This is a genomic window from Streptomyces sp. Tue6028 (genome assembly GCF_002300165.1).
Classification (GTDB): Bacteria; Actinomycetota; Actinomycetes; order Streptomycetales; family Streptomycetaceae; genus Streptomyces; species Streptomyces siamensis.
Map to the genome: position 1 here is coordinate 401,687 of NZ_MLCE01000023.1, position 25,879 is coordinate 427,565.

The following is a 25,879-nucleotide window of genomic DNA, read 5'->3' on the forward strand; positions in this document are numbered from 1 at the left end:
TCGCCCAAACGTCACCAGTGTTCCGATTGTTCAGTTAGTCGGCCGAGTGTGATGAAACACGCTCTTCACCGAAAGATCCTGTGCGCTTCACAGATCCCCCATAGTGTCTGACCGGGACGCGACAGATGTCACTCACTGTCGCGACCGGGGGTTACAGGGGATCTGGGGGGATCTTTTGCTCACGTCTGTCTTCATCGCTGCCATTTCACTGGTGCTCTTCTGGATGGCCGCCTTCACCCTGTGGTGGCAGATGCACGCGTGGCGTACGCCCGAGGTGCTGGCCTCCACCCGCTTCAGCAGCCCGGACGGCGGGGAGGGCCTGTCCTTCTCGCTGCTGCTGCCCGCGCGGCACGAGCAGGCCGTGCTGGACCACACCATCCAGCGGCTCCTCGAATCCGGCCACACCGACTTCGAGATCATCGTGATCGTCGGCCACGACGACCCCGAGACCACCGCGGTGGCCCGCGCCGCCGAGGCGCGCGACCCGCGGGTGCGCGTGGTCGTCGACCACCACGAGAAGAAGAACAAGCCGAAGGCCATGAACACGGCCCTGCCGCACTGCCGGGGCGACGTGGTCGGGGTCTTCGACGCCGAGGACCAGGTCCATCCGGAGCTGCTCGCCCACGTCGACCACGCCTTCCGCACCACGGGCGCGGACGTCGTCCAGGGCGGCGTCCAGCTCATCAACTTCCACTCCAGCTGGTACAGCCTGCGCAACTGCCTGGAGTACTTCTTCTGGTTCCGCTCGCGGCTCCATCTACACGCGCAGAAAGGATTCATCCCGCTCGGCGGCAACACCGTCTTCGTCCGCACGGACGTCCTGCGGGAGGCCGACGGCTGGGACCCCGACTGCCTAGCCGAGGACTGCGACCTCGGTGTACGCCTCTCCAGCGTCGGCAAGAAGGTCGTCGTCGCCTACGACTCCGACATGGTGACCAAGGAGGAGACCCCGGGCTCGCTGATGTCCCTGCTGAAGCAGCGCACCCGGTGGAACCAGGGCTTCCTCCAGGTCTACCGGAAGAGGGACTGGAAACAGCTCCCCGGCTTCGGGCAGCGGCTGCTCGCCCGGTACACGCTGATGACGCCCTATCTCCAGGCCGTCTCCGGCGTGATCATCCCGCTCAACGTGGCCATCGCGCTCTTCCTCGACGTGCCGGTCGGCATCGCCTTCATCACCTTCCTGCCGGCCGTGACCGCCCTGGTCACGTTCGTCTTCGAACTGGTCGGACTGCACGACTTCGGCAAGCAGTACGGGCTGCGGGTCCGCTTCGTCCACTACCTGAAGCTGATCGTCGGCGGCCCCTTCTACCAGGTGCTGCTGGCGGGCGCCGCCGTACGCGCCGTCTGGCGCGAGCAACGGGGCCGCAACGACTGGGAGCTGACCAGTCATGTCGGCGCGCACCTCACCGAAGCGATCCGAGAGGACGTTCCCGCGTGACCTCCACTCTTCCCGCGGCGACCACACCCACGGTCCCCGCGCAGCGGCCGCCTGCGCCCAAAAACGTCCGCGACACCCGCCCGTCCCTGCGCTTTCGCAGCTCACGCCCGGATCTCGTCCTGTGCGGGGTGCTGCTCGCGGCGATCCTCGTCGTCCAGGGCTGGAACATCGCCGACTACCCCACCCTCAGCGACGACGAGGGCACCTACCTCGCCCAGGCCTGGGCCGTCCAGCAGGGCAAGGGCCTGGCCCACTACACGTACTGGTACGACCACCCGCCGCTCGGCTGGATCCAGATCGCCCTGCTGATCTGGATCCCCGCGCACCTCAGCCCCTCCTCGATGACCGTCGGCTCGATGCGCACGGCGATGCTGCTGATCAGCGCCGTCAGCGCGGTCCTCGTGTACGTGCTCGCCCGCCGGCTCTCGCTGCCGACGTGGGCGGCCGGCCTCGCGATGGTGCTCTTCGGGCTGTCCCCGCTGTCGGTCGTGCTCCAGCGCGAGATCTTCCTCGACAACATCGCGGTGATGTGGACGCTCCTCGCGTTCTGCCTGGCCGCGTCCCCGAGCCGCCATCTGTGGCACCACTTCGGGGCGGGCATCGCGGCCGCGGCCGCCGTGCTCACCAAGGAGACGATGCTCGTCATCCTGCCCGCGCTGTTCGTCACCATGTGGCGCCACAGTCACCGCGACACCCGCAAGTTCGCGCTCACCGGAGCCGTCACCGCCTGCGCGCTGATCGGCCTCGCGTACCCGCTCTTCGCCCTGCTCAAGGGCGAGTTGTTCCCCGGCTCCGGGCACGTCTCCCTCTGGGACGGCATCACGTACCAGATGAGCCGCCCCGGCTCCGGCTTCGTCCTCGACCCCGGCAGCGGCTCGTACGGAGTCCTGCACTCCTGGCTGTACTACGACCGCGTCCTGCCCCTCGGCGGGCTCGCCGGCGCCCTGCTGCTCCTGGTCACCTGGCGCTGGTCGGTCACCGCGCGCGCCCTCGCCGGACCCGCGCTCACCGTCGCGATCCTCGCCCTGGTGGCGATGCGCCCCAGCGGCTACCTGCCCGCCATGTACGTCATCCAGGCCCTGCCGTTCCTCGCCCTGGTCCTGGCCGGCGGCGCCGCCAGCGTCTCCCACGCGGTACTGCGACGGTGGCGCGACACCACCGAGAAGACGTACGTCACCTGGGGACGCCGCGGCCTGGCGGCCGTGCTCGTGGTGGCCGCCGGGGCCTATGTCGTGCCCGAGTGGTACGACGGGGACCGAACCGCCGTGACCACCGACGCGAACGCGCCCTACCGGGCCGCGTCCGCCTGGCTGAGGTCCGAGGTGAAGGACCCGCGGGACACCCGGGTCCTCGTCGACGACGCCCTCTGGCTCGACCTCGTGCACCAGGGTTACCGGCCCGGCCTCGGCGTCATCTGGTTCTACAAGGCCGACCTCGACCCGGCGGTCACCAGGACGATGCCGCGCGGCTGGCGCGACCTCGACTACGTCGTCGCCTCGCCGACGGTCCGGCGCGACGCCGTCGACCTGCCCACCGTCAAGGCCGCCATCGAGCACTCGACACCCGTCGCGACCTTCGGCCGGGGCGAGGACCGCATCGAGATCAGGCACATCAACGACACCACCACCACGGCGACGTCCGGAGGCAGTCGATGAGCAGCTTCGAGAGCACTGTCCCGGACGAACTGGGGGATCCGGCGGTACACCCGGCCGAGATCCCCGAGCCGGGCGCCGTCACCGTCGTCGTACCGACCTTCAACGAGTCGGCGAACATACGGGAGTTGCTGTACCGCATCACCGAGGCGGTGCCCGCGCGGCTGCCCTGCGAGGTCGTCTTCGTGGACGACTCGACCGACGACACCCCGGACGTCATCTCCCGGGCGGCGCAGGACTGCCCGTTCCCCGTGACGGTGCTGCACCGCGACGAACCCGTGGGCGGGCTCGGCGGCGCGGTCGTCGAGGGACTGAAGGCGGCCACCTCCGACTGGATCGTCGTCATGGACGGCGACCTCCAGCACCCGCCGTCCCTGGTGCCGGAACTGGTGGCCCGCGGCGAACGCTCCGGCGCGGGGCTCGTCGTCGCCAGCCGGTACATCAAGGGCGGCAGCCGCGCAGGCCTCGCGGGCGGCTACCGCATCGCCGTCTCGCGCGGCGCGACCTGGCTGACCAAGTCGCTCTTCCCGCGCCGGCTGAGCGGCATCAGCGACCCGATGAGCGGCTTCTTCGCGATCCGCCGCAGCGCCGTCACCGCCGACGTCCTCAAGCCGCTCGGCTACAAGATCCTGCTCGAACTCGCCGTCCGCAGCCGCCCGCGGCAGGTCACCGAGGTGCCCTTCGTCTTCCAGGACCGGTACGCGGGCGAGTCCAAGTCGACCGCGCAGGAGGGCTTCCGCTTCCTGCGCCACCTCGTCGGACTGCGCACCGCCTCACCCGTCGCCCGCATGATCGTCTTCGGGCTGATCGGCGCCACCGGCTTCGTGCCGAACCTGCTCGGCCTGTACGCCCTCACCGCCGCCGGAATGCACTACGTACCGGCGGAGATCCTCGCCAACCAGCTCGGGGTCGCCTGGAACTTCCTGCTCATCGAGCACCTGCTGTTCCGCGAGCGGCGCGGGCACCGGCACTGGTGGGACCGCGTCGGCCGGTTCGCGCTGCTCGCCAACGCCGACCTGGTGCTGCGGATCCCGCTGATCGCGCTGTTCGTCGACCGCTTCGGGATGGGCGCGCTCTGTGCCACCGCACTGGCCCTGGTGACGACGTTCGTCCTGCGCTTCGTGGGGACCGAGGCGCTGATCTACCTGCCGCGCCGGCGTGGCACGTCGGCGGGCCGGAGCCGCACAGCGAGGAGAAGCGCGTGAGCAGAACCGGATTCCGGATGCGACCGAGCCGGACCACCTCGCTGCTGGCCGTGGCGGGCCTCGCCGCCGGCCTGCTGCTCGTGGCGCCGCAGCCCGCGTCCGCCGCCAACCTCGTCACGAACCCGGGCTTCGAGACCGCCGGCGCCGACGGCATGCCCCACTGCTGGGAGAAGTCCGGCTGGGGCGACAACGACTTCACGTTCGCCACCGTCGCCGACTCCCACTCCGGGACCAAGGCCATGAAGGTCACACTGACCCGCCGGGCCGACGGCGACCGCAAGGCGCTGATCACCGAGTCCACCGACTGCGCCCCGGTGGTCGGCGCGGGCAAGCAGTACGACCTGGGGCTTTGGTACAAGACCACCACCCCCGACGCCGCGATCACGCTCTTCCGGCACGACACGACGGCGGGCTGGCAGTACTGGACCGACCTCAAGACCCTGGACATGGCGGCCGGCTGGGCCCAGGCAACGGTCCGCACGCCCGCGGTCCCGGCCGGCACCGACCGCATCACCTGGGGTGTCTCGGTGTACGGCACGGGTTCGGCGACCACCGACGACTACACGATGGAGCAGGTCTCCGACCCGGTCCCGCCCGCCGAGTGCACCGGCACGGCGAAGGAGTGCGCCGACGGCAGGTGGACGGTGCTGCCCACCCAGAACCCGGTGCGGTCCATGCACTCCGTCGTCCTCAGGAACGGCAAGGTGCTGCTGATCGCGGGATCCGGCAACAGCGAGGAGAACTTCGAGGCGGGCACGTTCACCAGCGCGGTCTACGACCCGGCGAACGGCACGTACAAGGTGATCCCCACGCCGAAGGACATGTTCTGCGCCGGGCACGTCCAGCTGTCCGACGGGCGGGTCCTGGTCATGAGCGGCAACAAGGCGTTCCCGGTCGCGGGCGGCCACGGGTACGAGGGCTACAAGGAGTCGTACGTCTTCGACCCGGACACCGAGACGTACAGCAGGACCAACGACATGAACGACGGCCACTGGTATCCGTCGGCCACCGAGCTCGGCAACGGCGACATCATCTCCTTCGGCGGACTGCGCGAGGACTCCACCGGCTCGGTGACCGCCGAACGCTGGTCGGCGGCCGAGCAGAAGTGGCTGCCGCTGTGGCAGGTCAACCAGACCTGGTCGTACTGGGGCCTGTACCCGTCGATGATCCTCATGCAGGACGGCCGGCTCTTCTACTCGGGCAGCCATGTCTTCGGCAACGGCACCCCGGGCACGGGCTCCGCGATCTACGACTACGACGCCAACACCACGACCGCCGTCCCGGGGCTCCAGAACAAGGACCAGCGTGATCAGTCCGCGAGCGTGCTGCTGCCCCCGGCCCAGGACCAGAAGGTCCTGACGCTCGGCGGCGGCAACATCGACTCCAACCCGGACGCGGGCCGGCTCACCGACATCATCGACCTCAAGGCCGCAGATCCGGTCTACACCGCCGGCCCGCCGATCCCGCAGGGCACGGTGGACCTGGGCGACGGCAAGGTCGCCCAGACCGGCGACCAGGGCAAGATGTACGTCTCCGCCGTCCTGCTGCCCGACGGGAAGGTCCTGGAGACGGGCGGCGGCCTGCACAACCGCGCCGACCCCGTCTTCGAGGCGTCGATCTTCGACCCGGCGACCTCGGCCTTCGACCCGGTGGCCGCCGACCCGGAGGCCCGCGGCTACCACTCGTCGGCGTTCCTGCTGCCCGACGGCCGGGTGATGGCCACCGGCGACAACCCCGGCAACGGCACCTGGAACCACAACGTGTCCATCTACACCCCGCCCTACCTCCTCAAGGGCACCCGCCCCACGATCACCTCGGTGATCGACAGCGAGTGGGTGTACGGCGACACGCAGCGCATCACCGTCGACCGGCCCATCGCCAAGGCCGAGCTGATCCGCCCGGCCGCGGTGACCCACTCCTCGGACCCCAACCAGCGGTTCGTGGACCTGCCGCTGTCCGTCGACGGCGACAACGTCGACCTGAACGTGACGAGCAATCCCGATCTGGCGCCGCCCGGCTGGTACATGCTCTTCGCCGTCGACGCCAACGGTGTGCCCTCTGTCGCCAAGTGGGTGCACCTCCAGGGACCGTCCGCGCTCGCGGCGGACACCGCCTCGGCGCACGTCCACTCCTTCGCCGACTCCCTGGAGGGCAAGGTCGCCGAGCCGGGCCGGAAGCGGAGTGCGCAGAAGGTCGGCACCACCGTCTCCGGTTGCGACCGCCACTACGGCGGCGTCGGTGTCTGTGTGCCGACGGTCTTCCCGGACGGCGTGAGGAAGACCGCGGCCTCCCGCTGCGCCTGGCTGAAGAAGAACGACTACGGGCGGCTGAAGGTCAACGGCAAGGACGATCCGCTGGGGCTCGACCCCAGTAGGGACGGACTCGCCTGCGGCGCACGGGATCTGGTGAAGCGTTAGGTCCCCGGGAGCCGCCGCCTCAGCGGCTCCCGAACTCCGCCAGGGCGCGCACCACGATGGCCTCCAGACGGTCGTGGTGCGCGCCCTTCCAGTAGGCGCGCCCGCATTCGCCGCACTGCGCGAAGACGTCGTACGACCGCTGGGTGCCGCCCTCCAACTGGTCCGCGACCTGCTCCTTGGTGGTCTCGACGAGCAGGCCGTTGCACGCGGTGCAGCGCGTCCACGGCCTCAGCTCCGGCGCGAACCGGCCGAGGACGTCACGGAGTTGGTCGTCGGGCCGGGTGCTGTAGACGTAGGCGCCCGCCCACAGCTCACGGCGGCGCAGCAGGCCGCGGTCACGGCTGAGCATGACGCGCCGCTCGGCCGCGGACCGGGCGGCGAGCGCCGGGTCGCCGATGTCCGTGGACTCGTACGCCGTGTCGACGCCCAGCAACCGCAGCCGGCGGGCGAGCGTGCCGAGGTGGACGTCGAGGAGGAAGCGGAGCGGGGCGCCGGGCACCTGCTGCGGGCGCTCGACCGCCCGCACCCGGACCGATTCGCCGGCCGCCGGGATGTGCGAGAAGGACACCGGTCGCCCGTCCACGACCAGGGCTCCGACCTCGGTCAGCGGGACGCCCAGCGACTCGACGACATGGCCGAGCGTGGAGGATCCGTCGGTGCCCACGGCGGTGGCGCCCGTGCGTCGCGCGTGCGGGACGAACATCCCCAGTTCGGGGGCGAATTCGACGTGGATCTCCGGTCCGTTCACCCCGTCAGCATGTCATGCGGGGTGCCCCTGGGGCCTGGGGGTTTCCGCGCCCGCGGCCTGCCCGGCCGCGCCGCCCAGACCGTGCTCCAGGACGTCCACCGCCCGGTCCACGACCTCGGCGAAGTCCTCGCGGTGACCGCCCTCGGCCCAGTACAGGGAGGTCTCCATCAGCCCGCCGATCAGCGACATCGCGAAGACCCGCACCTCCAGACCGTCCGGGTCGAGGCCGGTGCGCTCGCCGATGGCCCGGCACAGCAGCCGGCCGGTGACCGACATGCTCTCCATCATCCGGGAGCGCACGGCGGGCACCTCCACCATCAGCCGGGTGCGCAGCCGGGTCACCTCCGGTCCCTCGTTGTCGCCCAGGGCGATGGCCTTGCGCAGCACGTACCGCAGGGAGTCGAACCACGGCTCGTCCGCGGGGCGCGCGCGGAGTTCCTCCTCGAGCATCGGGTCGTACTCGTCGGTGAGGACGATGTCCTCCTTGGTCGGGAAGTAGCGGAACACCGTGGACGGGGAGACCTCGGCCGCCTCCGCGATCTGTTCGATGGTGGTCGCGTCGTACCCCTGCTGCTGGATCAGCCGGTACGTCGCGTCGCGGATCGCGGTCCGGGTCTTCATCTTCTTCCGCTCGCGGAGCCCGGGCCGGGGCCCCGCGGCGGAGGCGGAACTGTGTGCGGTGGCGGCCATGGTGTTCATTGTCCGGCATCGGCGGGTGCCGGGGCCATGCCGGTGTGCGGCTCGGGGGCGGTGCCGGGCGCCGGTTCGGGGTTGCGCAGCAGTGCCGCGGCCAGCAGGGCGGTCACCAGCGCGGCGACACCGCTGACCAGCAGGACCAGGTCCATGCCGTGGATGTACGCGGCGTCCGCGGAGGCGGCCAGCGCGTGGTCGCCGAGCCGGCCGGCGACCACGTGGGCGCCGACCACGGAGTCACCGGCCGCGTCGGCGGCGGCGCGCGGCAGGGCGGAGGTGTCGAGACGGTCGGCGTAGGCGCTCGCGAGGAGCGAGCCGAGCAGGGCGATGCCGGTCGCGCTGCCCACCTGGCGCACCGTCATCAGCAGCCCGGAGCCGCTGCCGGCCCGGTCGCGGGGGAGCGCGCCGATGGCGGCGGACATCGCGGGCACCACGGCGAAACCGAAGCCGAGGCCGGCCACGGACAGCCACAGGGCGGTGAAGCCGTAGCCGTCGTCGACGGAAGTGCGGCTGCCGAGGATCGCGGCGAAGGCGAGGACGACGAGACCCGCGCTGATCACGGCGCGTGGCCCGAACCGTGCCAGCACCGGGCCCGCGGCGCGGGACGCGATCAGCAGTCCGCCCATCATCGGCAGCATCCGTACACCCGTGCCGAACGCGTCGTGCCCGAGCACCGCCTGGAGGTACTGCGGCAGCACGAACATCAGGCCCGACAGCACGAACATGACCAGCGTCGCGGCCAGCGTGTTCAGGAGGAAACCGCGCTGGGCGAGCAGGGGGAGGTCGAGCATCGGCCGGACACTGCGGCGCTCGCGCAGGACGAGCAGCGCGACCAGGACGAGCGCGGCGCCGAGCAGGCCGAGGACCAGCGGGTCGCCCCAGCCGCGGTGCGGGGCCTCGATGATCGCGTAGATCAGGATGCTGAGTCCGGCCGCGGTGAGGGCGGTGGACACGGTGTCGACCTTGGGGGAGGAGGGGTCGCGGGTCTCGGGGAGCAGGAACAGGCAGGCCGTGATGCCGATGGCGGCCATGGGCACGTTGACCACGAAGACCGAGCCCCACCAGAAGTGGTCGAGCAGCCAGCCGCCGACGATCGGGCCGAGCGGCAGCCCCAGCGCGGAGGCGGCCGAGACCGCGCCGACCGCCTTGGTCTGCTCGTCCGGCCCGAACAGCGAGGGCAGCACGGCCAGGGCGAGCGGCATCACGAGCGCGCCGCCGATCCCCATCAGCGCGCGGGCGACGATCACCCAGGCGACGTCGTCGACGAGGGCGCCGACCAGGGATCCGGCGAGGAAGACGCCGAGACCGGCGATGAGCATGCGGCGCCGCCCGAAGCGGTCGCCGAGCAGGCCCGCCGGGAGCATCAGCGCGGCGAAGACGACGACGTACGCGTCCGCCATCCACTGCTGCTCGCCCGTGGAGGCGCCCAGGTCCCGGGCCATCGTCGGCAGCGCCACATTGAGGATCGTCATGTCGAAACCGAGCACGAGCAGGCTCGCGACCAGGGCCCCGAGGGCCCACCAGCGGCGGGGGTCGTGCCCGGCGGCGCCATCATCCGTGAGAGTCACCATGAAATGAGAGTAGCTCTCAAAAAGTGGTGTCTGTCAACATGGCTCCCGGGCCGGAGGCCCTCCCGGGGTGGTCCGGAAGCCATGTCCGGGTACGACGAAGGGCCGCGGCTCGAAAGCCGCGGCCCTTCGGTGCAGGGAGGTCGCAGGGGCTATCCGTGCTGGTAGGCCACCAGCGAGATGCCGACGTAGTGCACGACGAACGCCGCGAGGGTGAAGGAGTGGAAGACCTCGTGGAAGCCGAACCAGCGCGGTGACGGGTTCGGCCGCTTGATGCCGTAGATGACCCCGCCCGCGCTGTAGAGCAGGCCGCCGACGATGACGAGGACGAGGACCGCGATCCCGCCCGCGCGCATGAAGTCCGGGAGGAAGAAGACGGCCGCCCAGCCCATGGCGATGTAGCAGGGGGTGTAGAGCCAGCGCGGTGCGCCGACCCAGAACACCCGGAAGACGATGCCGGCCGCCGCGGCGGCCCAGATCCCCCACAGGAGCCACTGCCCCTTGGCGCTCGGCAGCAGCAGCATGGTCAGCGGGGTGTAGGTGCCCGCGATGATCAGGAAGATGTTGGCGTGGTCGAGCCTGCGCAGGACGCCGTCCATGCGGGGGCTCCAGTTGCCCCGGTGGTACAGCGCGCTCACGCCGAACAGCAGGCAGGCCGTCAGGACGTAGATCCCGCAGGCGATACGGCCGCGGGTGGAGTCCGCGAGGGCCGTGAGCACCAGGCCTGAGACGAGGACGGCCGGAAACATGCCGAGGTGCAGCCAGCCGCGCAGTTTGGGCTTGACCGGATGCGACGGGGAGAGCGCATCGGGATCGCCGCCGTCGGCCGGCGAGTCCGTGGGCGCGTCGGGGACGGACGCAGTCATGCGCGCATGGTACCTACGGAACCGTAAGTTACGTATCAGCGCGGCGTGATGGAACGCCGTTAGTGGCCATGGTCTCACGCGAGCGGCGGGAGCGCCCGGGGGGTGCGGCGGGGTGACCGGCCTCCGGCGCGGTCCGGGCCTGTGGCCGTGTCCGTGCGCGAAGTGCGTGCTCCGCGGGGTGTTCGGACGGCGGGGAACGTCGGCCCGGCCCGCCCGGGCGACCCGCCCCGGCCCGCGGGTACCCGGGATGAACCCCGGGTGTGCGGGAGGAAACCTTCCGGCGAGTGGCGATGCTCACTCCGCTCAGGTGTGAGGACCTCTGGACATATGCGCGGATGCGTCGGATGATCAAATGAGTGCGGTCGGCACCGGATGAGCGCCAGAGATCGACAACCGTGAAGCATCCGGGTCGCAGCCCCCACGGGGCACAACAACAAAACCCCTCATTTAGGAGCAATCGTGGCGCGCGACATCGCGGCTCCCACAACCGCCGTCCCCACCAACCACCAGGAACTGATCTCGTGGGTCAACGAGATCGCAGCACTGACCGAGCCGGACAGCGTGGTCTGGTGTGACGGATCCGAGGCCGAGTACGAGCGACTGAGCGAGGAGCTCGTCCGCAAGGGCACCTTCAAGAAGCTCGACCCGATCAAGCGCCCCAACTCGTACTACGCCGCCTCCGACCCGACCGATGTCGCGCGGGTCGAGGACCGGACGTTCATCTGCTCCGAGAAGGAAGCGGACGCTGGCCCGACCAACCACTGGAAGGCCCCCGCCGAGATGCGGGAGATCTTCTCCGGCGAGGGCGGGCAGGGCGGCGTCTTCCGTGGCTCGATGAAGGGCCGGACGATGTACGTCGTCCCGTTCTGCATGGGCCCCCTCGGCTCCGACCTCTCCGCGATAGGCGTCGAGATCACCGACTCCGCCTACGTCGCCGTGTCCATGCGCACCATGACCCGCATGGGACAGCCGGTCCTCGACGAACTCGGCTCCGACGGCTTCTTCGTGCGTGCCGTGCACACGCTCGGAGCGCCGCTCGCCGAGGGTGAGGCGGACGTGCCCTGGCCGTGCAACTCCACGAAGTACATCTCCCACTTCCCCGAGACCCGCGAGATCTGGTCGTACGGCTCGGGCTACGGCGGCAACGCCCTGCTCGGCAAGAAGTGCTACGCCCTGCGCATCGCCTCCGTCATGGCGCGCGACGAGGGCTGGCTCGCCGAGCACATGCTGATCCTCAAACTGACCCCGCCGCAGGGTGGGTCCAAGTACGTCGCCGCCGCCTTCCCGAGCGCCTGCGGCAAGACCAACCTCGCCATGCTGGAGCCCACGATCTCCGGCTGGACGGTCGAGACCATCGGCGACGACATCGCCTGGATGCGGTTCGGTGAGGACGGCCGGCTGTACGCGATCAACCCCGAGGCCGGCTTCTTCGGCGTCGCGCCCGGCACCGGTGAGCACACCAACGCCAACGCGATGAAGACGCTGTGGGGCAACTCCGTCTTCACCAACGTCGCGCTGACCGACGACAACGACATCTGGTGGGAGGGCATGACGGAGGAGACTCCGGCCCACCTCACCGACTGGAAGGGCAACGACTGGACGCCGGAGTCCGGTACGCCCGCCGCGCACCCGAACGCCCGCTTCACGGTGCCCGCCTCGCAGTGCCCGATCATCGCGCCCGAGTGGGAGGACCCCAAGGGCGTGCCGATCTCGGCGATCCTCTTCGGCGGCCGCCGGGCCAGCGCGGTCCCGCTGGTCACCGAGTCCTTCGACTGGAACCACGGTGTCTTCCTCGGCGCGAACGTCGCCTCCGAGAAGACCGCCGCCGCCGAGGGCAAGGTCGGCGAGCTGCGCCGCGACCCGTTCGCGATGCTGCCGTTCTGCGGCTACAACATGGGCGACTACATGGGCCACTGGGTCGACGTCGCCAAGGACAAGGACCAGTCGAAGCTCCCGAAGATCTACTACGTGAACTGGTTCCGCAAGAACGACGCGGGCAAGTTCGTGTGGCCGGGCTTCGGTGAGAACAGCCGCGTCCTGAAGTGGATCGTGGACCGCCTGGACGGCCGGGCCGAGGGCGTCGAGACGCCGATCGGCATCCTGCCGGCCAAGGGCGCCCTCGACACCAAGGGGCTCGAACTGTCCGAGTCGGACCTCGACTTCCTGCTCACCGTCGACAAGGACGTGTGGCGCGAGGAGGCCGCTCTGGTGCCCGAGCACCTCAACACCTTCGGCGACCACACCCCGAAGGAACTGTGGGACGAGTACCGCGCGCTGGTGCAGCGCCTGGGCTGAGTCCCCGTACAGACTCCGCGGCCGGTTTGGATGTGCCCTGACCAGCGATCGTCACGACCGGCCGCGGTGATACCACCTCACAAGAGCCGGGACCCCGCACAACGGCGTGCGGGGTCCCGGCTCTTCCCGTGCTCCCCGCCGCCCCCGCCCGTCCCGGGGTCCGCGGCGACCGGTGCGCGGAACGTGCCGGACCGGCTGAAAAAGTCGCACGTTCGCGGGACACTCCTGACATCCTGCACCTAACCCCGAAATGAGGTGAGCGGGGTGCGCACACCGGTCAGCGATCCCATGAAGATCGGGCCCTACCGCATCGTGGGACGGCTCGGTTCCGGCGGGATGGGATGGGTGTATCTCGGACGATCGCCGGCCGGGCGCGAGGTCGCCGTGAAGGTGGTGCGGCCGGAACTGGCGGCCGAGCACGAGTTCCGGGAGCGGTTCGCCCGAGAGGTCGCCGCGGCACGCGTGGTGAGCGGCGCCTACACCGCGGCCGTGGTCGACGCCGACACGGAGGCCGAACTCCCCTGGCTGGCCACGATGTACGTCCCCGGCCCCTCGCTCGCCGAGGCGGTCCGCACCGACGGGCCGCTGCCAGAGCCGCAGGTGCGCCGGCTCGGCGCGGGCCTGGTGGAGGCGCTCCAGGCCATCCACGCCGCCCGTGTCGTGCACCGCGACCTGAAACCGGCGAACGTGCTCCTCGCCTCCGACGGTCCGCGCGTCATCGACTTCGGGATCTCCCGGGTGGACGGCGCTCCCGGCCTCACCCAGGTCGGCGTGGTCGTCGGCACCCCGCCCTTCATGTCGCCGGAACAGATCAAGGGGGCTCCGGTGGGCCCGCCGAGCGACGTGTTCTCCCTCGGTGGCGTCCTGGTGTACGCGCTCACCGGCCGCCCGCCGCACGGCAGCGGTGAGGCGGTGCGCTACCGGGTCGTGCTGGCCGAACCCCAACTCGACGGCGTTCCCGCGGGGATGCGGGAGCTGATCTCCGGGTGCCTGGCCAAGCAGCCGCAGGACCGGCCCGCGCTGGACACGCTGCTCGCCGACCTGCTGGAGCAGACCCCGAAACCGGCGTCCTGGCCCCCGCCGACCGTGGCGCACAGCATCAAGGTGCGCACCCATGAACTGGCGAACCGGCGCCGGCAGAGCGTCAGTGAGTCCGTGCCGTCCTGTCTGCTGCTGCACGCGCAGGCGCTGCTGGACGCCGGTCTGACCGACAGGATGGTCGCCGAGGCGGTGGGCCGTGGCGACGCCTGAGTCCTTTCCCGGCCGGGGCCACGCCATCCTCGAGATCGGCACGCACTGGCGGCAGTTGGTGCAGAACTGGGTGGCCACGCGGAATTACCACACCGTGACCGACACCGTTTCCGTTTCCATGCAATTCGATCTGAAGGAAACGGGACGGATGGTCACCGTGAGATTCATGACGACCAAACGGCTTCTCGTCGCGTTCGCGACCGACGGCCATTATCTGCGCCAGGATCAACTGGCCGTCGCCGCCGCGGCGTCGAACGCATGGAATACCGAACAACTGAACCCCATGTTGTCCGTGTGGGACGTACGCGGACCACGCCCCTGCCTGGCCGGAGTGTGCGACCTCCCGCTGACCTGCCGCATGACCCAAACGGATTTCGATGCTTTGGCCAGTGATTGGGTGGAACGGGCGCGGCAGATGTTCACCCGCTGCCATCAGGTATTCAAGTTGTAGAAGTGAAAACCGTCATGTGGCCCGAACCCCTTTTGGACGCCCGCCGGTTGGCCCCAATATGGGCGAGTGCCTTTCAAGGCGACGGGGGTGCGCCTTTCAGGCCACGGGGGGTTGCCCATGCGGCGTTCGTTCTGCTCCATCGCGCTTTCCGGAATGCTGCTCGCGACGGCTCCGGCAGCCGCCGTGGCGGTACCGGGATCGGTGGCCGACGCGTCCTGCGGCAAGGACTTCAGGGAGCGCCTCCAGTGCTGGTCGCGGAACATCGGCGACGGCGCCGTTCGGGTCACGCTCGACGAACCGGTGCGGTTCGACGGCAGCGCGCAGGAACGCAGGGCCGTCGAGGGCGCCCTGTGGCGCGACCGCGCCAACCTCGTCGTCGAGGTGCCGAAGAGCCGGCACACCGGAGGCGGCGGCACCGCGCTCCTGCTGCTGGCGAACGCGACCGGCCGGCTCGTCGAGCAGGACGCCACGATCGACCGGCTGCCCGCCGAGGCCGTGAGCGAACTGACGAATCTCCAGGCCTGCCGGCCCAAGAACCCCAAGGACCTGTGCGCCCGGCTCGCCAAGGGCCCGCTACGAGGTGCCGACCTGATCGCCGAGCACCTGGCGGCCGATCTGTCCGAGCACACGTACGCCATCGCCGGGCCCTCCGGCCCGCCGTTCGGCGGCACGGGCACCCCCTCGGGCACGTCCAGGAACACCGAGAAGGCGGACGGCAAGCAGTCGTCCGGGGCGGGCAAGGGTGCGGAAAAGGGCGCGGACAAGGCGTCCGACCAGGCCTCGGACGCCGGCTGGGACACCGCCACCCAGATCCTCGCGGTCCTGTGCGTCCTGCTCGTCGTCCTGCTCGCCGCCCTGCTGTTCCTGATCCGCCGGTCCTCCCGCGCGGTGGGCACCCTGTCCCGCCGTGCCCTCGCCGCACCCGGCGTCGGGGCCGTCCCGCCCACCACGGCACCCACCCGCCGGCGCGACGAGACCACCGTCCGCCCGCGCGACGAGACCACAACCCGCCCGCGCGACGAGACCACCACTCGCCTCAGGGTGACACCGACACCCCGGTACGGACGCCGCGTCGGCAATGTGCCCGGCCCCGCCAGGTCGGCCGTCGTCCGCACCGAACTGCACCCGCAGGGCTACGTCGAGATCGACCGCGTGCTCTACCGGGCGGTGTGGGCGGAACCCGGCCGGCCGCCCCCCGCCCCCGGCGGGCTCGTCGACGTCACCGACGCGCGGGAACGGGACTCCGACGTCCTGTACGCGTTCCCGCGGGCCACCGGACGGCACGCCAACGGCACCAGGACCTGAGACCGGGAGACACAGATGCACAGCGAGTACCCGCCCACGCTGCCGGCGGAGTATGCCGACATCGAGTTCGAGAACAACGCGCAGCGGCTGCCGCTCGTGCTCTGCCTCGACACGTCGAGCTCCATGGCCGGACAGCCCATCCAGACGCTCAACAACGCGCTCATGGAGTGGACCCGGGAACTGCACGACGACGTCAGCCTCAGCTACAGCGTGGAGGTCGCCGTGGTCACCTTCGGCGGGCAGGGCGTCGCCGCCTGGCGCGGTCCCCAGCTCCTCGCCCCCCGCGCCCCGGTGAGCCCCTTCGTGCCCGCGCACACGTTCCAGCCGCCGCAGCTCCCCGCCGCCGGGGTGACCCTGATGACGGAGGCGCTGGAGCTGTCGATGCACATCGTCGCGGCCCGCAAGGCCGAACTGCGCGCCTCCGGCCTCCAGTACTACCGGCCGCAGATCTGCCTGGTCACCGACGGGCTGCCGACCGACGGCACGGGTCATCTCACCGACTCCTGGCGCCGGTTGATCCCCGTCCTCGCCGACGAGCAGCGCGCCCGCCGCTTCCGGCTGTACGCGATAGGCGTCGGCGGCATCACCGACATGGGCGAGCAGGTGCTCCAGGCCTTCGCGCCGAAGTTCAACGCCCGGCTCCAGGGATTCCCCTTCCGCGAGCTGCTCCAGATGATGTCCGCCAGCGCGAACGCCGAGCAGAAGGGCGCGGGCGACGAGGTCTTCGAGAAGATCTTCAGCCAGTTCAAGACGCAGCGCCCGGCCTGGGAATCCTGACCGATGGCCACCGTCGACGAGCGGGAGTCGCCGTGGCGGATCCACGGCATGAGCGTCGAGGGCTACCGCCACCGCCGCCAGGGACTGCCCTGCCAGGACGCCTGCGCCTACGCCGCGTCGCCGTCGGTGGCGGTCCTCGCGGTCGCGGACGGCGCCGGCAGCAGGCCGCGCTCCGAGGAGGGGTCCCGGCTCGCGGTGGAGCTGGCCGCGGAGCACTTCGCGCGGCGGGCCGCCGCGGCGGCGGACTGCCACCCCGGCGAGGCCGTCCACGAGCTGCTGGTCGACGCCTTCCACGACGTCAGCAAGGTGTTCCTGGACCGGACCGGGGCCGAGGCCGCGGACTTCGCCACCACCCTCACCGTCGTGGTGCTGACGCCGGGCTGGCTGGGCCATCTCACCGTGGGCGACGGCTTCGTCGTGCTGCGGGCCGGTGCGGAGGACGGCGAACGGCAGTTCCATCTGCTGCCGCAGGCGATGGCGGCGAGCGAGTACAGCAACGAGACGGTGTTCCTCACCTCGCCGGACGCGGCCCGCTGGGTGCACACCGACTGCGTGTCCGACGAGGGGATCGACGGGGTGCTGCTGTCCACCGACGGACTCGTGCAGGCCGCGCTGAACCGCGCGGGCAGCGGCACGCCGTCCCCGAACGTCTCGTTCGTCGACGCCGTGTTCCGCTCCCTCGACGCCCCCGGCCCGGTCACCGACAGCGCCCACGAGGGCCTCGCGACCCTGCTGAGGTCGGACCGCCTGACCGCCCTGAACGCCGACGACAAGACACTGCTGCGGGCCGTGCTCAAGGCGCGGCCATGAGCGGGCTCACGGTGTTCCTCGACGGAAAGCCGGTCACCCTCGCGGAACTGCCGCTCAAGGGCGGCGGCCAGGCCGCCGTGTTCCCGGTCGTCGGCGACGACGGCATCGTCGTGAAGCTCTACCGGGAGCCGCCCGGCCTGGAGCAGGAGCGGCGGCTGATGCGGATGCTGACCATGTCCCCGCTCGCCGCGCGCCCCACCGACCGCTCCCAGCCGCCCGAACTGGCCTGGCCCACCGCGCTCGCCCGAGGCCCGCAGGGGGAGTTCCTCGGCTACGCCATGCGCCGCTTCGGCGAACCCGCTCACGTGCAGGTCATCGGCCTGTTCACCCGCGCCCAGCGCCTCAAGCTGTTCCCCGACCGGGCCGACTGGCGCTTCCTGCTCGGCGTCGCCTGGAACCTCGCCTTCATGACCGCCCGCATGCACTACGACAACCTCGTCATCGGCGACTTCTCCAGCAGCAACGTGGTGGTCGACGCGAACGGCTTCGTCACCTTCCTGGACTGCGACTCGATCGCCTTCAACGACCCGGTGAGCGGTGAGCTCTTCCCCTGCCTGATGCACACCACCGACTACTCGTCCCCCGAGCGGCAGGCAGGCGGCCCCGCCACCCGCGCCACCGACGACTTCGCCCTCGCCGTCCTCGTCTACCAGCTGCTGACGGCCGGCAACCACCCCTTCGGGGGTGTCCCGCACGACAGCGCCTCCGAGTCGACCGTCAAGGACAACATCGCCGCCAGCTGCTCCTACGTCGTACGCCCGGAGCGCGTCGTCATCCCGCGCGGCACCATCGACCCGTCCGTACTGCCCCCCGAACTGCTCACCCTGGCCCGCGCCGCCTTCGGCCCAGGCGTGCACGCGCCCGCCGCACGCCCTCCGGCGGAGGCATGGCTGCGTGCGCTGGACAAGGAGCGGTCCCTGGTGCGGGTCTGCCCGAGCCGCCCGCTGCACACCTTCGGCTCCCACCTCACGTCCTGTCCGTGGTGCACCCGGGCGGCGACCACCGGGCACGACGTGTTCAACGGGCCGCCGCCGGTGTCGGTACCCGTGCCGGACCCGCAGCGGGGACAGGACCCGGACGACCCGGACGGACCGTGGCCCGCGGCCCTCAAGGTCGCCGTTCTGATCGCGGTGCTGGTGGTCCTGGTGATCATCGGGCTCTTGAGCTGACGGCACCCGGGCACGCCCGTACGGCGCTCACGGCAGGCCCGTACGACGCTCACGGGGCGGGGTCTCGTGCCCGCCGCGCCGCACGCGTGACGTCACTGTGCGCGGCCCCGGTCCTCCAGATAGCGCGTGTGCGACTCCTGCCGGCGTGCCTCGACCTCCCGCAGCGTCGTCGCGAGCCGGTCCGACTCCTCGTGCAGCAGGGTGAGCTGGCGCTCCAGATGGCGTTCCGGCGGTTCGGTGCCCGGCGCCAGCCGGGTCCACCACCTCGTCCGTACGAAGGTGTCGACGGCCTCGGGGATGTCCTGCCGTACCGCCCGGGACAGCATGTGCACGCCCTCCGGGTCCTGGGCGAGGACCTCGGCGACCCAGCCGGGGTCCAAGAGCGCCGCGAGGAGTCCGGTCAGCTCGGTGAGCCGGCCCGCCGCGGCCGGCGGCAGCTCGACGCCGTCCAGATATTCGCGCAGCTTCCCGAAGTCCTCGCGCAGTTCCTCCAGTTGGGCGGACGGATCGGGGAAGTCCGGCAGGGCGGGCCGCTCGGGCGGGGCGATCAGCGCGCCCGCGCCGTACAGGCCCGCGACGACGAAGGGCCAGTACGGGCCCGCGAGTCCGGTGAAGGTCAGCGCCAGGCCGAGGAGCCCGCACGCGCTGCCGGCGAGGTTCTTGCGGGATTCGAGGAAGCGGACGAGCCTACTGGTAGCCACGGATCTCCTCGAAGGCGCCGTCGAGCGAGCCCTTGCGGGCGTCGAAGAGACGGCCGCCCGTCAGGTCGGCGATGTGCTGGAGCTCGCTCCGGTCGGAGTCGCCGAACAGGATGGGGAAGACCGGGATCTCGCGTCGCCCCGCGGGGAGCCGGCGGTAGAAGCCGTCGAACTCCCGGGGGCCCGCGCCCGTCGTGTTCTCGCCGTCCGTCATCAAAACGATCGACGTGAACGTGTCGCCGTCGGACCCGAGATGTCCGTACGCCTTCTCCAACGACGTGTAGATCGCGGTGTCGCCGTCGGCGGTGAGCGCGCGGGTGTCCTCGCGGATGCCGTCGAGCCCGGTCTCCGGGTCCTCGGGCCGCACCACGTGCGTGCGGACGCTCTTGACCTTCGAGCCGAACGGCATCAGCGTCACCGCCTCGCGGTCGCGGAAGTCGCCCGTCAGATCGGTCAGCGCCTTCTTCAGCCGGCCGAGCCGGTCGCCGCCCATCGAGCCGGAGGTGTCGAGGACGTAGACGGTCCGCGACGGCCGGCGGAGCTTGTTCTCGTACGAGTCGAGGAGACGGTCGGCGACGGAACGGTTGCCGGGGAAGGGGAGTTCACGCCGCCTGCTCGTGTCGAGCCCGGGCGCCGGAGGCACCGAGGCGACGACCGGGCGGCGGTGCGTCCGCCGGGTGATCTCCCGCTGGACGGCCGGGGTGCGCAGGGCCTCGGCGAGGCGGCGCACGGTCTCGCGGGTGTCCGCCGAGCCGGTGGCGAGCGAGGAGAGGGGGTAGTCGGCGGTGACCACGCCGTCGCGCGGCCGGATCACCGTCAGTCCCTTCACCCCCTCCAGCACCGACTCGTAGTTGAACAGCGCGTCCACAGTGCCGCGCCTCCGGTACGCGGTGGCCAGCCAGCCCGAGGACCCCGACGTCAGCTTCTGTCCCGCGAAGAACTCCCGCAGCCGCGGCGTCGCCTTCCACACGTCCGCGTCCGTGAGCGCCGACTGCGCTCCGGACAGGCCCGAGGCCACCGAGATCAGCGTGGAGAAACCGGAGTTGGAGCGCGCGGGATCGGTCATCCCGTACGTCAGCTTCCCGTCCGCCACGGCCTTCTCGACCTGGGACCAGGTGACGTCGTCCGGATTCCAGCCCAGCTCGGTCACGGTGGCCGGCTTCACCCCGATGGCCACCGGGCTCGACATCACGGGCGTCTCCGAGACGACCCGGCGGGCCGCGTTCGGGCGCAGCCGCAGATAGTCGTTCGACGACAGCCACAGCGCGTCGTACGACCGGTCCGCCTCCCCCTTCGCCAGCAGGTCGACGGCGGCGAGCGTGCCCATGTAGGTCGGCTTCACCGTGATGCCGGTGTCCTCGTGGATCCGGTCGAGGACCGGCTTCATGTCACCGAGTTCGCTGGAGGCGAGGACCCGCAGGGTGCCGGGCTCGGGCGCCCCGCCGCCGGACTTCTCGTCCTCGGGTGCCGTGCACGCCGCGACCGCGAGGAGGGCCACGACGGCGCACGCCGCGCGTCGTCTCATCCGAGCCCGCCTTCCAGCGCGCCCTGCGACCGGCTGCGCTCCAGATAGGCGCCCGCGTGCTGGAGCTCGGCCGTCAGGGACTCGACCGTCGCGGCCATCGACTCCGTCGCCTGGAGCTTGTACGTGTCGATCGCGTCGAGCGTGCGGTAGATCTGCTGGAAGGCGCTGCGCAGGGTCTCCGCGCCGACGGCGGGGTCGGCGGCGATCCGCTGGATCTCGCCGCTCTGGGTGGCGAGCATCTCGGCGTTGCCGCGGATGAGGTCCTCGGTGGTGCCGCGCAGCGCGTTGACCTGGTCGACGACCTTGCGCTGGTTGTCCAGGGCGGAGGCCAGCATCACGGAGATGCGCAGGGCGGAGACCGTGGTGGTGGCCGCGCGGTCGACGCCCTTGATCAGCTCGTCGTTGTTGCGCCGCACCACGTCCATGGCGAGGTAGCCCTGGGCGCACACGGCGAGCTGGGTGAGCAGGTCCTGGTGCTTCTGGCGCACCGGGAACAGCACGTCGGAGCGGAGGCTGTCGGCCTGCGTCGGGTCCGTGGACCCGACGTCCTCGATGTGCTCCTCGACGGCCGTATCCAGGGCCTGGGTGAGGACGACGTACTCCTGGAGCTTGCCCATCGTCTCCCACAGGCGGACCCGCTCGGTCTGCAACGCCGCGTTGTCCCGGCGCAGTTCGTCCTGGCCGCCCCGCAGCGAGCCGACGATCTTGTTCAGGGTGCCCTGCGCGGAGGCGTACTTGGCGACGTGGTCGCGCAGCCTGTTGCCGCCGGGGAGCCGGGAGAGGAACTTCCTCCCCTTGCTCGCGGGCAGGTCTCGCGGGTCCAGGTCCTCCACCACGCGCCGGAGTTCGACGAGCGACCCCGCGACATGGGACTGGGCGTCCTCGCCCTTGCCGGGCAGGCTGCGCAGCGTGCGCTCCAGCATGCGGTTGGACTGTGCGGCGGCGCCCCGCATCTCCCCGGCGCCCAGACCCGTGATCTCGCCGACCTTGCCGGCGAATTCGGGGGAGCGGGCGTCGAGGCCCGCGAGTCCGCCGACGTACTCGGCGGCGCGGCGCGCCATCTCGTCCCGCACGGACGGTTCGACGGGGACGAGCCCGCCGGCCTTCTCGCGGGGCACGGCCGACACGGCCTGCGGCGGCGTGAGGGTGAACTCGTTGTCTGTGCTGGTCACTTGGTGCTTCCCCCTAGTTCCCGGCCCGGCGCGCCATCTCGTGCAGCACCTTGGAGGCGGGCACGGGCGCCTGCCGGACGCCGGTCAGCTTCTGATTGAGGTACGAGGTGCGGCCCGCGGTCGCCGCGGTGAACTCGGCGGTCGCGCCCTGCGGCCGGAACCCGTGCCGGACGGCGAGCCTGCGCAGCGTCGGGTCGGCGCTGAGGAGTTCGCCGAGCGCGCGGCCGGCATCGGTGAGCGGGACCACCGTGTGGTCGCTGTTGGCGGTGGTGTCCGGGTACAGGACGGTGAGGTCGCCGGCCTCCCGTCCGCCGTCCTCGCCGAGCAGCGCGGCGACCTGGGACTCGTAGACGAGGACGAGCGGATTGCCCGCGCCGCTGATGAAGTCCCGGAACGCCGCGTCCGTGCTGGACTGCTGGGCGCCCTGCACGCTGATGAGCTTGCGCATCAGGGGCGCGGTGCGCTCGACGTCGGCGGTGGAGGCCGCGACGCGTCCCTTGTCGGCCACGTAGGAGGCGGCGGCGAGGTAGAGGGCACCGGAGTTGGAGGTGGCCGGGTCGGTGGTGGCGATGTAGAGCGTGCCGGTCAGCTCACCGTGTGCCGCGGCGCCCTTGAGCTGCTGCCAGGTCCGGTCGTGCCGGGCCGCGTCGAGATAGGCCCCCATTTTGAGGGTGCCGGTGTTCCTGTCGAGGGTGGCGAGTCCGTTGGCGGCGAGGACCTGTGCCGCGCTGCGGTGCGTCACGACGACGACCGGCGAGTAGAAGGGCCTCGGCAGCGGCTGCCGTGCGTGGTACTTGCCGGCGAGCTCGTCTGCCGGTGCCTGGCTGGACGGAAACGCGAAGTCGTACCCCTTGAGGTCGAGCCCTTCCATGGCCCAGGACCCGGACGTCTCCGTCTTCACGGTGTAGCCCTTGGCGGCCAGGGCCTTCACCACGTCGGGATCGGCGAAGAACTCCGCCTTCTCCGATCCGATCACTCCTCGCACGGTCTTCGTTGCCGTGCCCTTGTCCTGACCTTCGCGGCCTGCGACGACGGCTGCTGCCACTCCGCCGATCAACAGCACCGCCAGGACGATTCCTGCGATACGTCTCACGCCTGGAGCGTGCGCCTCGGAACCCAACGTTCCCGGTCTCGGCGGGTGAACGGGGGGTGACCACCGGGTCCCGGTACGCAACCGGAGGGGCCGCCTCCTTCCGCCGCGGCCGACGCTCGCGCACGCCTCCTCCTGGCGCTTCGCCCGGCGACCCGCGCCCACCGTCACGATCACCGTCGACGGCCGGTCCGTCACGGTCCGCGGGACCGACGAGGAGACGGTCGCCCGGTCGATCGCGCACCGCGGTGCGGAGCCCTGGGCGACCGTTCGGGTGAGCCTGCTGCGGAGCCCCGGGCGACTGCCCGGGCAAGACAGGTGCGGAGTCCGGGGCGACCGGCTCCGCGGTGCGAGCGTCCGCGCGTGCGGGGGCCGTGACCGGTCGTGCCGGGGCGCGGTGACCGCGTGTGCCGGGCTGCGGTGACCGCGCGATCCGGACCGCGACGTGTGGGGCATATGGCGCCCGGTCCGCGCGTCGCTGCGGGTGCACGCGGACCGGGGCCGTCAAGGGGGAGCCCGGAGGCTCAGTGGGGCGCGAGCTCGCGGGGCTCGGCGACCGGGGCATGGGCGTCCATGCGCTCGGCGGCGAGGATCGCCGCCGCGGTGTCGGCGCGGGACGCCGCGACGACGAGGGCGCGGCCGGCGAGCGCGTGCGCCCGCTGGTGGAGCGCCACGAGGTGCGGTTCGTGCAGGGCGGCGGCCACCGCGGCACGCACCGGCGTCGCTCCGCCCCGCAGCCGCGCCACCTGTGCGGTGAGCCGCTCGGCGGCCGCGTCCAGGTCGGCGGAGGGCGCGAGAGCGCGGATCTCGTCCGTGACCGCGAGCAGCGCCGCGAGGTGACCGGCGAGCTGGATGTCCAGCTCCTCCTCGCGCGACCGGTGGGGGAAGTCCGAGGAAGTGGTGCCGGCCATCGTGTGGACCGACTTGGTGCGGATCGGTTCGTACATGGGATGGCCTCCTGTGCTCTGACAGGAAACCATCCTAGCTTGGATTTCGTCTAAAGTTGAGCCGAGTCGCAGATTTGTGCACGGCGCGCACACAGCGTGAGCGTCAGGGCTGGGTGTAGCCGTCCAGGAACTTCCCGATCCGCGTCACCGCGTCCGTCAGATCGGCGACCGTCGGCAGGGTGACCACCCGGAAGTGGTCCGCCTCGGGCCAGTTGAAGCCCGTCCCCTGCACGACCATGATCTTCTCGCGGCGCAGCAGGTCGAGGACCATCTGCCGGTCGTCCTTGATCTTGAAGACCTTGGGGTCCAGGCGCGGGAAGAGATACAGCGCCCCCTTCGGCTTGACGCACGTCACGCCCGGGATCTGTGTCAGCAGCTCGTAGGCGACGTCCCGCTGCTCCATCAGCCGGCCGCCGGGCAGCACCAGGTCGTTGATCGTCTGCCGTCCGCTCAGTGCGGCCACCACGCCGTGCTGGCCCGGCATGTTCGCGCACAGGCGCATGTTCGCGAGGATCGTCAGCCCCTCGATGTACGACTCGGCGTGCGCGCGCGGCCCCGAGACCGACATCCAGCCCACCCGGTAGCCCGCCACCCGGTACGCCTTCGACATGCCGTTGAAGGTGAGGGTGAGCAGGTCGGGGGCCACCGCCGCCGTCGCCGTGTGCGTCGCCCCGTCGTAGAGGATCTTGTCGTAGATCTCGTCGGAACAGACCAGCAGATTGTGCCGCCGGGCGATGTCGGTGAGCCCCCGGATCATCGCCTCGTCGTAGACCGCACCCGTCGGGTTGTTCGGGTTGATGATGACGATCGCCTTGGTGCGGTCGGTGACCTTCCGCTCCACGTCGGCGAGGTCGGGCATCCAGTCGGACTGCTCGTCGCAGCGGTAGTGCACCGCCGTACCGCCGGACAGGGACACGGCCGCCGTCCACAGCGGATAGTCCGGAGCGGGCACCAGGACCTCGTCGCCGTCGTCCAGCAGGGCCTGCATCGCCATCACGATCAGCTCGGAGACGCCGTTGCCGATGAAGACGTGCTCGACGTCCGTCTCGATGCCCAGCGTCTGGTTGTGCATGACGACGGCCCGGCGCGCGGCGAGCAGGCCCTTGGCGTCGCCGTACCCGTGCGCGGAGGAGACGTTGCGGAGGATGTCCTCCAGGATCTCCGGCGGGCACTCGAACCCGAAGGCGGCCGGGTTGCCCGTGTTGAGCTTGAGGATGCGGTGACCGGCTGCTTCCAGCCGCATCGCCTCCTCAAGAACCGGACCCCGGATCTCGTAGCAGACGTTGGCGAGCTTCGTGGACTGGATCACCTGCATGCCCGTGAGCTTACGGCCGCGTAACGCATGGTGGGGGGTGTTTTCCACCACGTGAGACGTGCCGGTTCCGTCGCTTTCGTCCCCGCACTGGGCCCGGACCCCTTGGGGTCTCTACAATCCGCCCTCATGTCCTGGCAGCCCGGCGACCCCGAGATCCCGCCGAAGGTGTACCTCCCGCAGAGCGACGGCGAGGCCTCCCCGGCCTATGACGCCTACGCCGACCCGGCCGAGGCACACGGCTGGCAGGAGGGATACGACGGCGTCGACGACACGGCCGTCGGCGACACGGCCGTCGGCGGGCGGCCGGCCCCCGTGGGCGGTGACGTCGCGCAGGAGCGGGACGCCGCGCGTGACCCGGCCGCCGACGAACCCGCACAGCCGTGGGACGCCGCGTGGAACCCGGCCGCCGGTGACGCGGCGGGCCGCCCGCGACCCGCCGCGCCGCCGCCCCCGCACCCGCCCGGGCCGCCCGCCCGCCCGCCGCGCC

The 25,879-nt window shown here is 71.1% G+C and carries 21 protein-coding genes and 2 pseudogenes; 13 read left to right on the plus strand and 10 right to left on the minus strand.

All coding sequences use genetic code 11. The annotated features are described in order from the left end of the window. Nucleotides 1-175: 175 nt before the first annotated feature. From BKI49_RS23765 to BKI49_RS23780, 4 genes are read left to right on the plus strand one after another with little or no spacing between them, the layout of a single operon-like run. Complete coding sequence (locus BKI49_RS23765; protein ID WP_095936276.1) at nt 176-1,438, plus strand: glycosyltransferase; 1,263 nt, start codon at nt 176-178, stop codon at nt 1,436-1,438. Further along, the gene (locus BKI49_RS23770) at nt 1,435-3,093 is read left to right on the plus strand and encodes an ArnT family glycosyltransferase (protein WP_095936277.1); all 1,659 of its coding nucleotides are present in this window, start codon (nt 1,435-1,437) and stop codon (nt 3,091-3,093) included. The genes BKI49_RS23765 and BKI49_RS23770 overlap by 4 nt, the downstream gene beginning before the upstream one ends. Then, nucleotides 3,090-4,295 carry a glycosyltransferase gene (locus tag BKI49_RS23775; RefSeq protein ID WP_095936278.1) on the plus strand — a complete coding sequence of 402 codons (1,206 nt, stop codon included), beginning with the start codon at nt 3,090-3,092 and terminating at the stop codon, nt 4,293-4,295. The genes BKI49_RS23770 and BKI49_RS23775 overlap by 4 nt, the downstream gene beginning before the upstream one ends. Nucleotides 4,296-4,312: 17 nt before the next feature. Then, a complete protein-coding gene (locus BKI49_RS23780) occupies nt 4,313-6,712 on the plus strand; it encodes a galactose oxidase early set domain-containing protein (RefSeq protein WP_095936279.1) in 2,400 nt (799 codons plus the stop codon). 19 nt (nt 6,713-6,731) lie between these two features. Here BKI49_RS23780 and BKI49_RS23785 read toward each other — a convergent pair whose 3' ends face one another. The 4 genes from BKI49_RS23785 to trhA form a co-directional block, all read right to left on the minus strand. Next, nucleotides 6,732-7,460: a Mut7-C RNAse domain-containing protein gene (locus BKI49_RS23785; RefSeq protein ID WP_095936280.1), complete on the minus strand. Its 729-nt coding sequence runs from the start codon at nt 7,458-7,460 to the stop codon at nt 6,732-6,734. Between the two features lie 12 nt (nt 7,461-7,472). Further along, entirely contained in the window at nt 7,473-8,159 is a 687-nt protein-coding gene (locus BKI49_RS23790; protein ID WP_373557580.1) for a TetR/AcrR family transcriptional regulator, read from the minus strand. Further along, the gene (locus BKI49_RS23795) at nt 8,156-9,724 is read right to left on the minus strand and encodes an MFS transporter (protein WP_095936281.1); all 1,569 of its coding nucleotides are present in this window, start codon (nt 9,722-9,724) and stop codon (nt 8,156-8,158) included. The genes BKI49_RS23790 and BKI49_RS23795 overlap by 4 nt, the downstream gene beginning before the upstream one ends. 149 nt (nt 9,725-9,873) lie before the next feature. Then, a complete protein-coding gene (gene trhA / locus BKI49_RS23800; protein WP_095936282.1) occupies nt 9,874-10,587 on the minus strand; it encodes a PAQR family membrane homeostasis protein TrhA in 714 nt (237 codons plus the stop codon). Nucleotides 10,588-11,046: 459 nt separating this feature from the next. Between trhA and BKI49_RS23805 the strand changes: the two genes are divergently transcribed. From BKI49_RS23805 to BKI49_RS23835, 7 genes are all read left to right on the plus strand, one after another. Then, nucleotides 11,047-12,882, plus strand: a complete 1,836-nt coding sequence (locus tag BKI49_RS23805) for a phosphoenolpyruvate carboxykinase (GTP) (protein ID WP_095936283.1) — start codon at nt 11,047-11,049, stop codon at nt 12,880-12,882. A gap of 264 nt (nt 12,883-13,146) precedes the next feature. Beyond that, entirely contained in the window at nt 13,147-14,133 is a 987-nt protein-coding gene (locus BKI49_RS23810; RefSeq protein WP_095936284.1) for a serine/threonine-protein kinase, read from the plus strand. After that, on the plus strand, nt 14,120-14,584 hold the full coding sequence (locus BKI49_RS23815) for a hypothetical protein (RefSeq protein ID WP_095936285.1): 465 nt from the start codon (nt 14,120-14,122) through the stop codon (nt 14,582-14,584). The genes BKI49_RS23810 and BKI49_RS23815 overlap by 14 nt, the downstream gene beginning before the upstream one ends. A 117-nt stretch (nt 14,585-14,701) precedes the next feature. Further along, nucleotides 14,702-15,889 (plus strand): hypothetical protein, encoded by a 1,188-nt coding sequence (locus tag BKI49_RS35390; RefSeq protein ID WP_179332548.1) that lies wholly within the window; start codon nt 14,702-14,704, stop codon nt 15,887-15,889. A gap of 15 nt (nt 15,890-15,904) precedes the next feature. Then, nucleotides 15,905-16,666, plus strand: a complete 762-nt coding sequence (locus tag BKI49_RS23825) for a vWA domain-containing protein (protein WP_095936286.1) — start codon at nt 15,905-15,907, stop codon at nt 16,664-16,666. Nucleotides 16,667-16,669: 3 nt separating this feature from the next. Then, complete coding sequence (locus tag BKI49_RS23830; RefSeq protein WP_095936287.1) at nt 16,670-17,476, plus strand: PP2C family serine/threonine-protein phosphatase; 807 nt, start codon at nt 16,670-16,672, stop codon at nt 17,474-17,476. Further along, nucleotides 17,473-18,645 carry a hypothetical protein gene (locus BKI49_RS23835; protein ID WP_095936288.1) on the plus strand — a complete coding sequence of 391 codons (1,173 nt, stop codon included), beginning with the start codon at nt 17,473-17,475 and terminating at the stop codon, nt 18,643-18,645. The genes BKI49_RS23830 and BKI49_RS23835 overlap by 4 nt, the downstream gene beginning before the upstream one ends. 92 nt (nt 18,646-18,737) lie before the next feature. Here the strand turns inward: BKI49_RS23835 and BKI49_RS23840 are convergent, their stop codons facing one another. Genes BKI49_RS23840 through BKI49_RS23855 form a run of 4 tightly spaced genes read right to left on the minus strand, consistent with a single transcriptional unit; the run spans nt 18,738 to nt 23,133 of the window. Beyond that, a complete protein-coding gene (locus BKI49_RS23840) occupies nt 18,738-19,346 on the minus strand; it encodes a hypothetical protein (protein ID WP_095936289.1) in 609 nt (202 codons plus the stop codon). Further along, nucleotides 19,333-20,868: a substrate-binding and vWA domain-containing protein gene (locus tag BKI49_RS23845; protein ID WP_095936290.1), complete on the minus strand. Its 1,536-nt coding sequence runs from the start codon at nt 20,866-20,868 to the stop codon at nt 19,333-19,335. Before BKI49_RS23845 ends, BKI49_RS23840 begins: the two co-directional genes overlap by 14 nt. Next, nucleotides 20,865-22,040, minus strand: a complete 1,176-nt coding sequence (locus BKI49_RS23850) for a toxic anion resistance protein (protein WP_095936291.1) — start codon at nt 22,038-22,040, stop codon at nt 20,865-20,867. The genes BKI49_RS23845 and BKI49_RS23850 overlap by 4 nt, the downstream gene beginning before the upstream one ends. Before the next feature lie 13 nt (nt 22,041-22,053). After that, nucleotides 22,054-23,133 (minus strand): substrate-binding domain-containing protein, encoded by a 1,080-nt coding sequence (locus BKI49_RS23855; RefSeq protein ID WP_095936292.1) that lies wholly within the window; start codon nt 23,131-23,133, stop codon nt 22,054-22,056. 139 nt (nt 23,134-23,272) lie between these two features. On the opposite strand from BKI49_RS23855, the pseudogene BKI49_RS35975 reads away from it, so the two are divergent. Next, nucleotides 23,273-23,554, plus strand: a pseudogene (locus BKI49_RS35975) (hypothetical protein); the annotation flags it as partial. Between the two features lie 100 nt (nt 23,555-23,654). Here the strand turns inward: BKI49_RS35975 and BKI49_RS23860 are convergent. Together BKI49_RS23860 and BKI49_RS23865 are read right to left on the minus strand one after the other, a co-directional pair. After that, nucleotides 23,655-24,077, minus strand: coding sequence for an SCO4983 family protein (locus tag BKI49_RS23860; protein WP_095936293.1), 423 nt, complete (start codon nt 24,075-24,077; stop codon nt 23,655-23,657). Nucleotides 24,078-24,180: 103 nt separating this feature from the next. Further along, complete coding sequence (locus tag BKI49_RS23865; protein WP_095936294.1) at nt 24,181-25,392, minus strand: pyridoxal phosphate-dependent aminotransferase; 1,212 nt, start codon at nt 25,390-25,392, stop codon at nt 24,181-24,183. 126 nt (nt 25,393-25,518) lie between these two features. On the opposite strand from BKI49_RS23865, the pseudogene BKI49_RS23870 reads away from it, so the two are divergent. Next, a pseudogene (locus BKI49_RS23870) lies at nt 25,519-25,879 on the plus strand (hypothetical protein); the annotation flags it as partial.

What these genes read in the sequence shown, in the direction of transcription:
- BKI49_RS23775 (WP_095936278.1), top strand. Translation starts at nt 3,090, where the DNA reads ATGAGCAGCTTCGAGAGCACTGTCCCGGACGAACTGGGGGATCCGGCG.
- BKI49_RS23780 (WP_095936279.1), top strand. Translation starts at nt 4,313, where the DNA reads ATGCGACCGAGCCGGACCACCTCGCTGCTGGCCGTGGCGGGCCTCGCC.
- BKI49_RS23790 (WP_373557580.1), bottom strand. Translation starts at nt 8,159, where the DNA reads ATGAACACCATGGCCGCCACCGCACACAGTTCCGCCTCCGCCGCGGGG.
- BKI49_RS23795 (WP_095936281.1), bottom strand. Translation starts at nt 9,724, where the DNA reads ATGGTGACTCTCACGGATGATGGCGCCGCCGGGCACGACCCCCGCCGC.
- trhA (WP_095936282.1), bottom strand. Translation starts at nt 10,587, where the DNA reads ATGACTGCGTCCGTCCCCGACGCGCCCACGGACTCGCCGGCCGACGGC.
- BKI49_RS35390 (WP_179332548.1), top strand. Translation starts at nt 14,702, where the DNA reads ATGCGGCGTTCGTTCTGCTCCATCGCGCTTTCCGGAATGCTGCTCGCG.
- BKI49_RS23825 (WP_095936286.1), top strand. Translation starts at nt 15,905, where the DNA reads ATGCACAGCGAGTACCCGCCCACGCTGCCGGCGGAGTATGCCGACATC.
- BKI49_RS23830 (WP_095936287.1), top strand. Translation starts at nt 16,670, where the DNA reads ATGGCCACCGTCGACGAGCGGGAGTCGCCGTGGCGGATCCACGGCATG.
- BKI49_RS23835 (WP_095936288.1), top strand. Translation starts at nt 17,473, where the DNA reads ATGAGCGGGCTCACGGTGTTCCTCGACGGAAAGCCGGTCACCCTCGCG.
- BKI49_RS23845 (WP_095936290.1), bottom strand. Translation starts at nt 20,868, where the DNA reads ATGAGACGACGCGCGGCGTGCGCCGTCGTGGCCCTCCTCGCGGTCGCG.
- BKI49_RS23860 (WP_095936293.1), bottom strand. Translation starts at nt 24,077, where the DNA reads ATGTACGAACCGATCCGCACCAAGTCGGTCCACACGATGGCCGGCACC.
- BKI49_RS23865 (WP_095936294.1), bottom strand. Translation starts at nt 25,392, where the DNA reads ATGCAGGTGATCCAGTCCACGAAGCTCGCCAACGTCTGCTACGAGATC.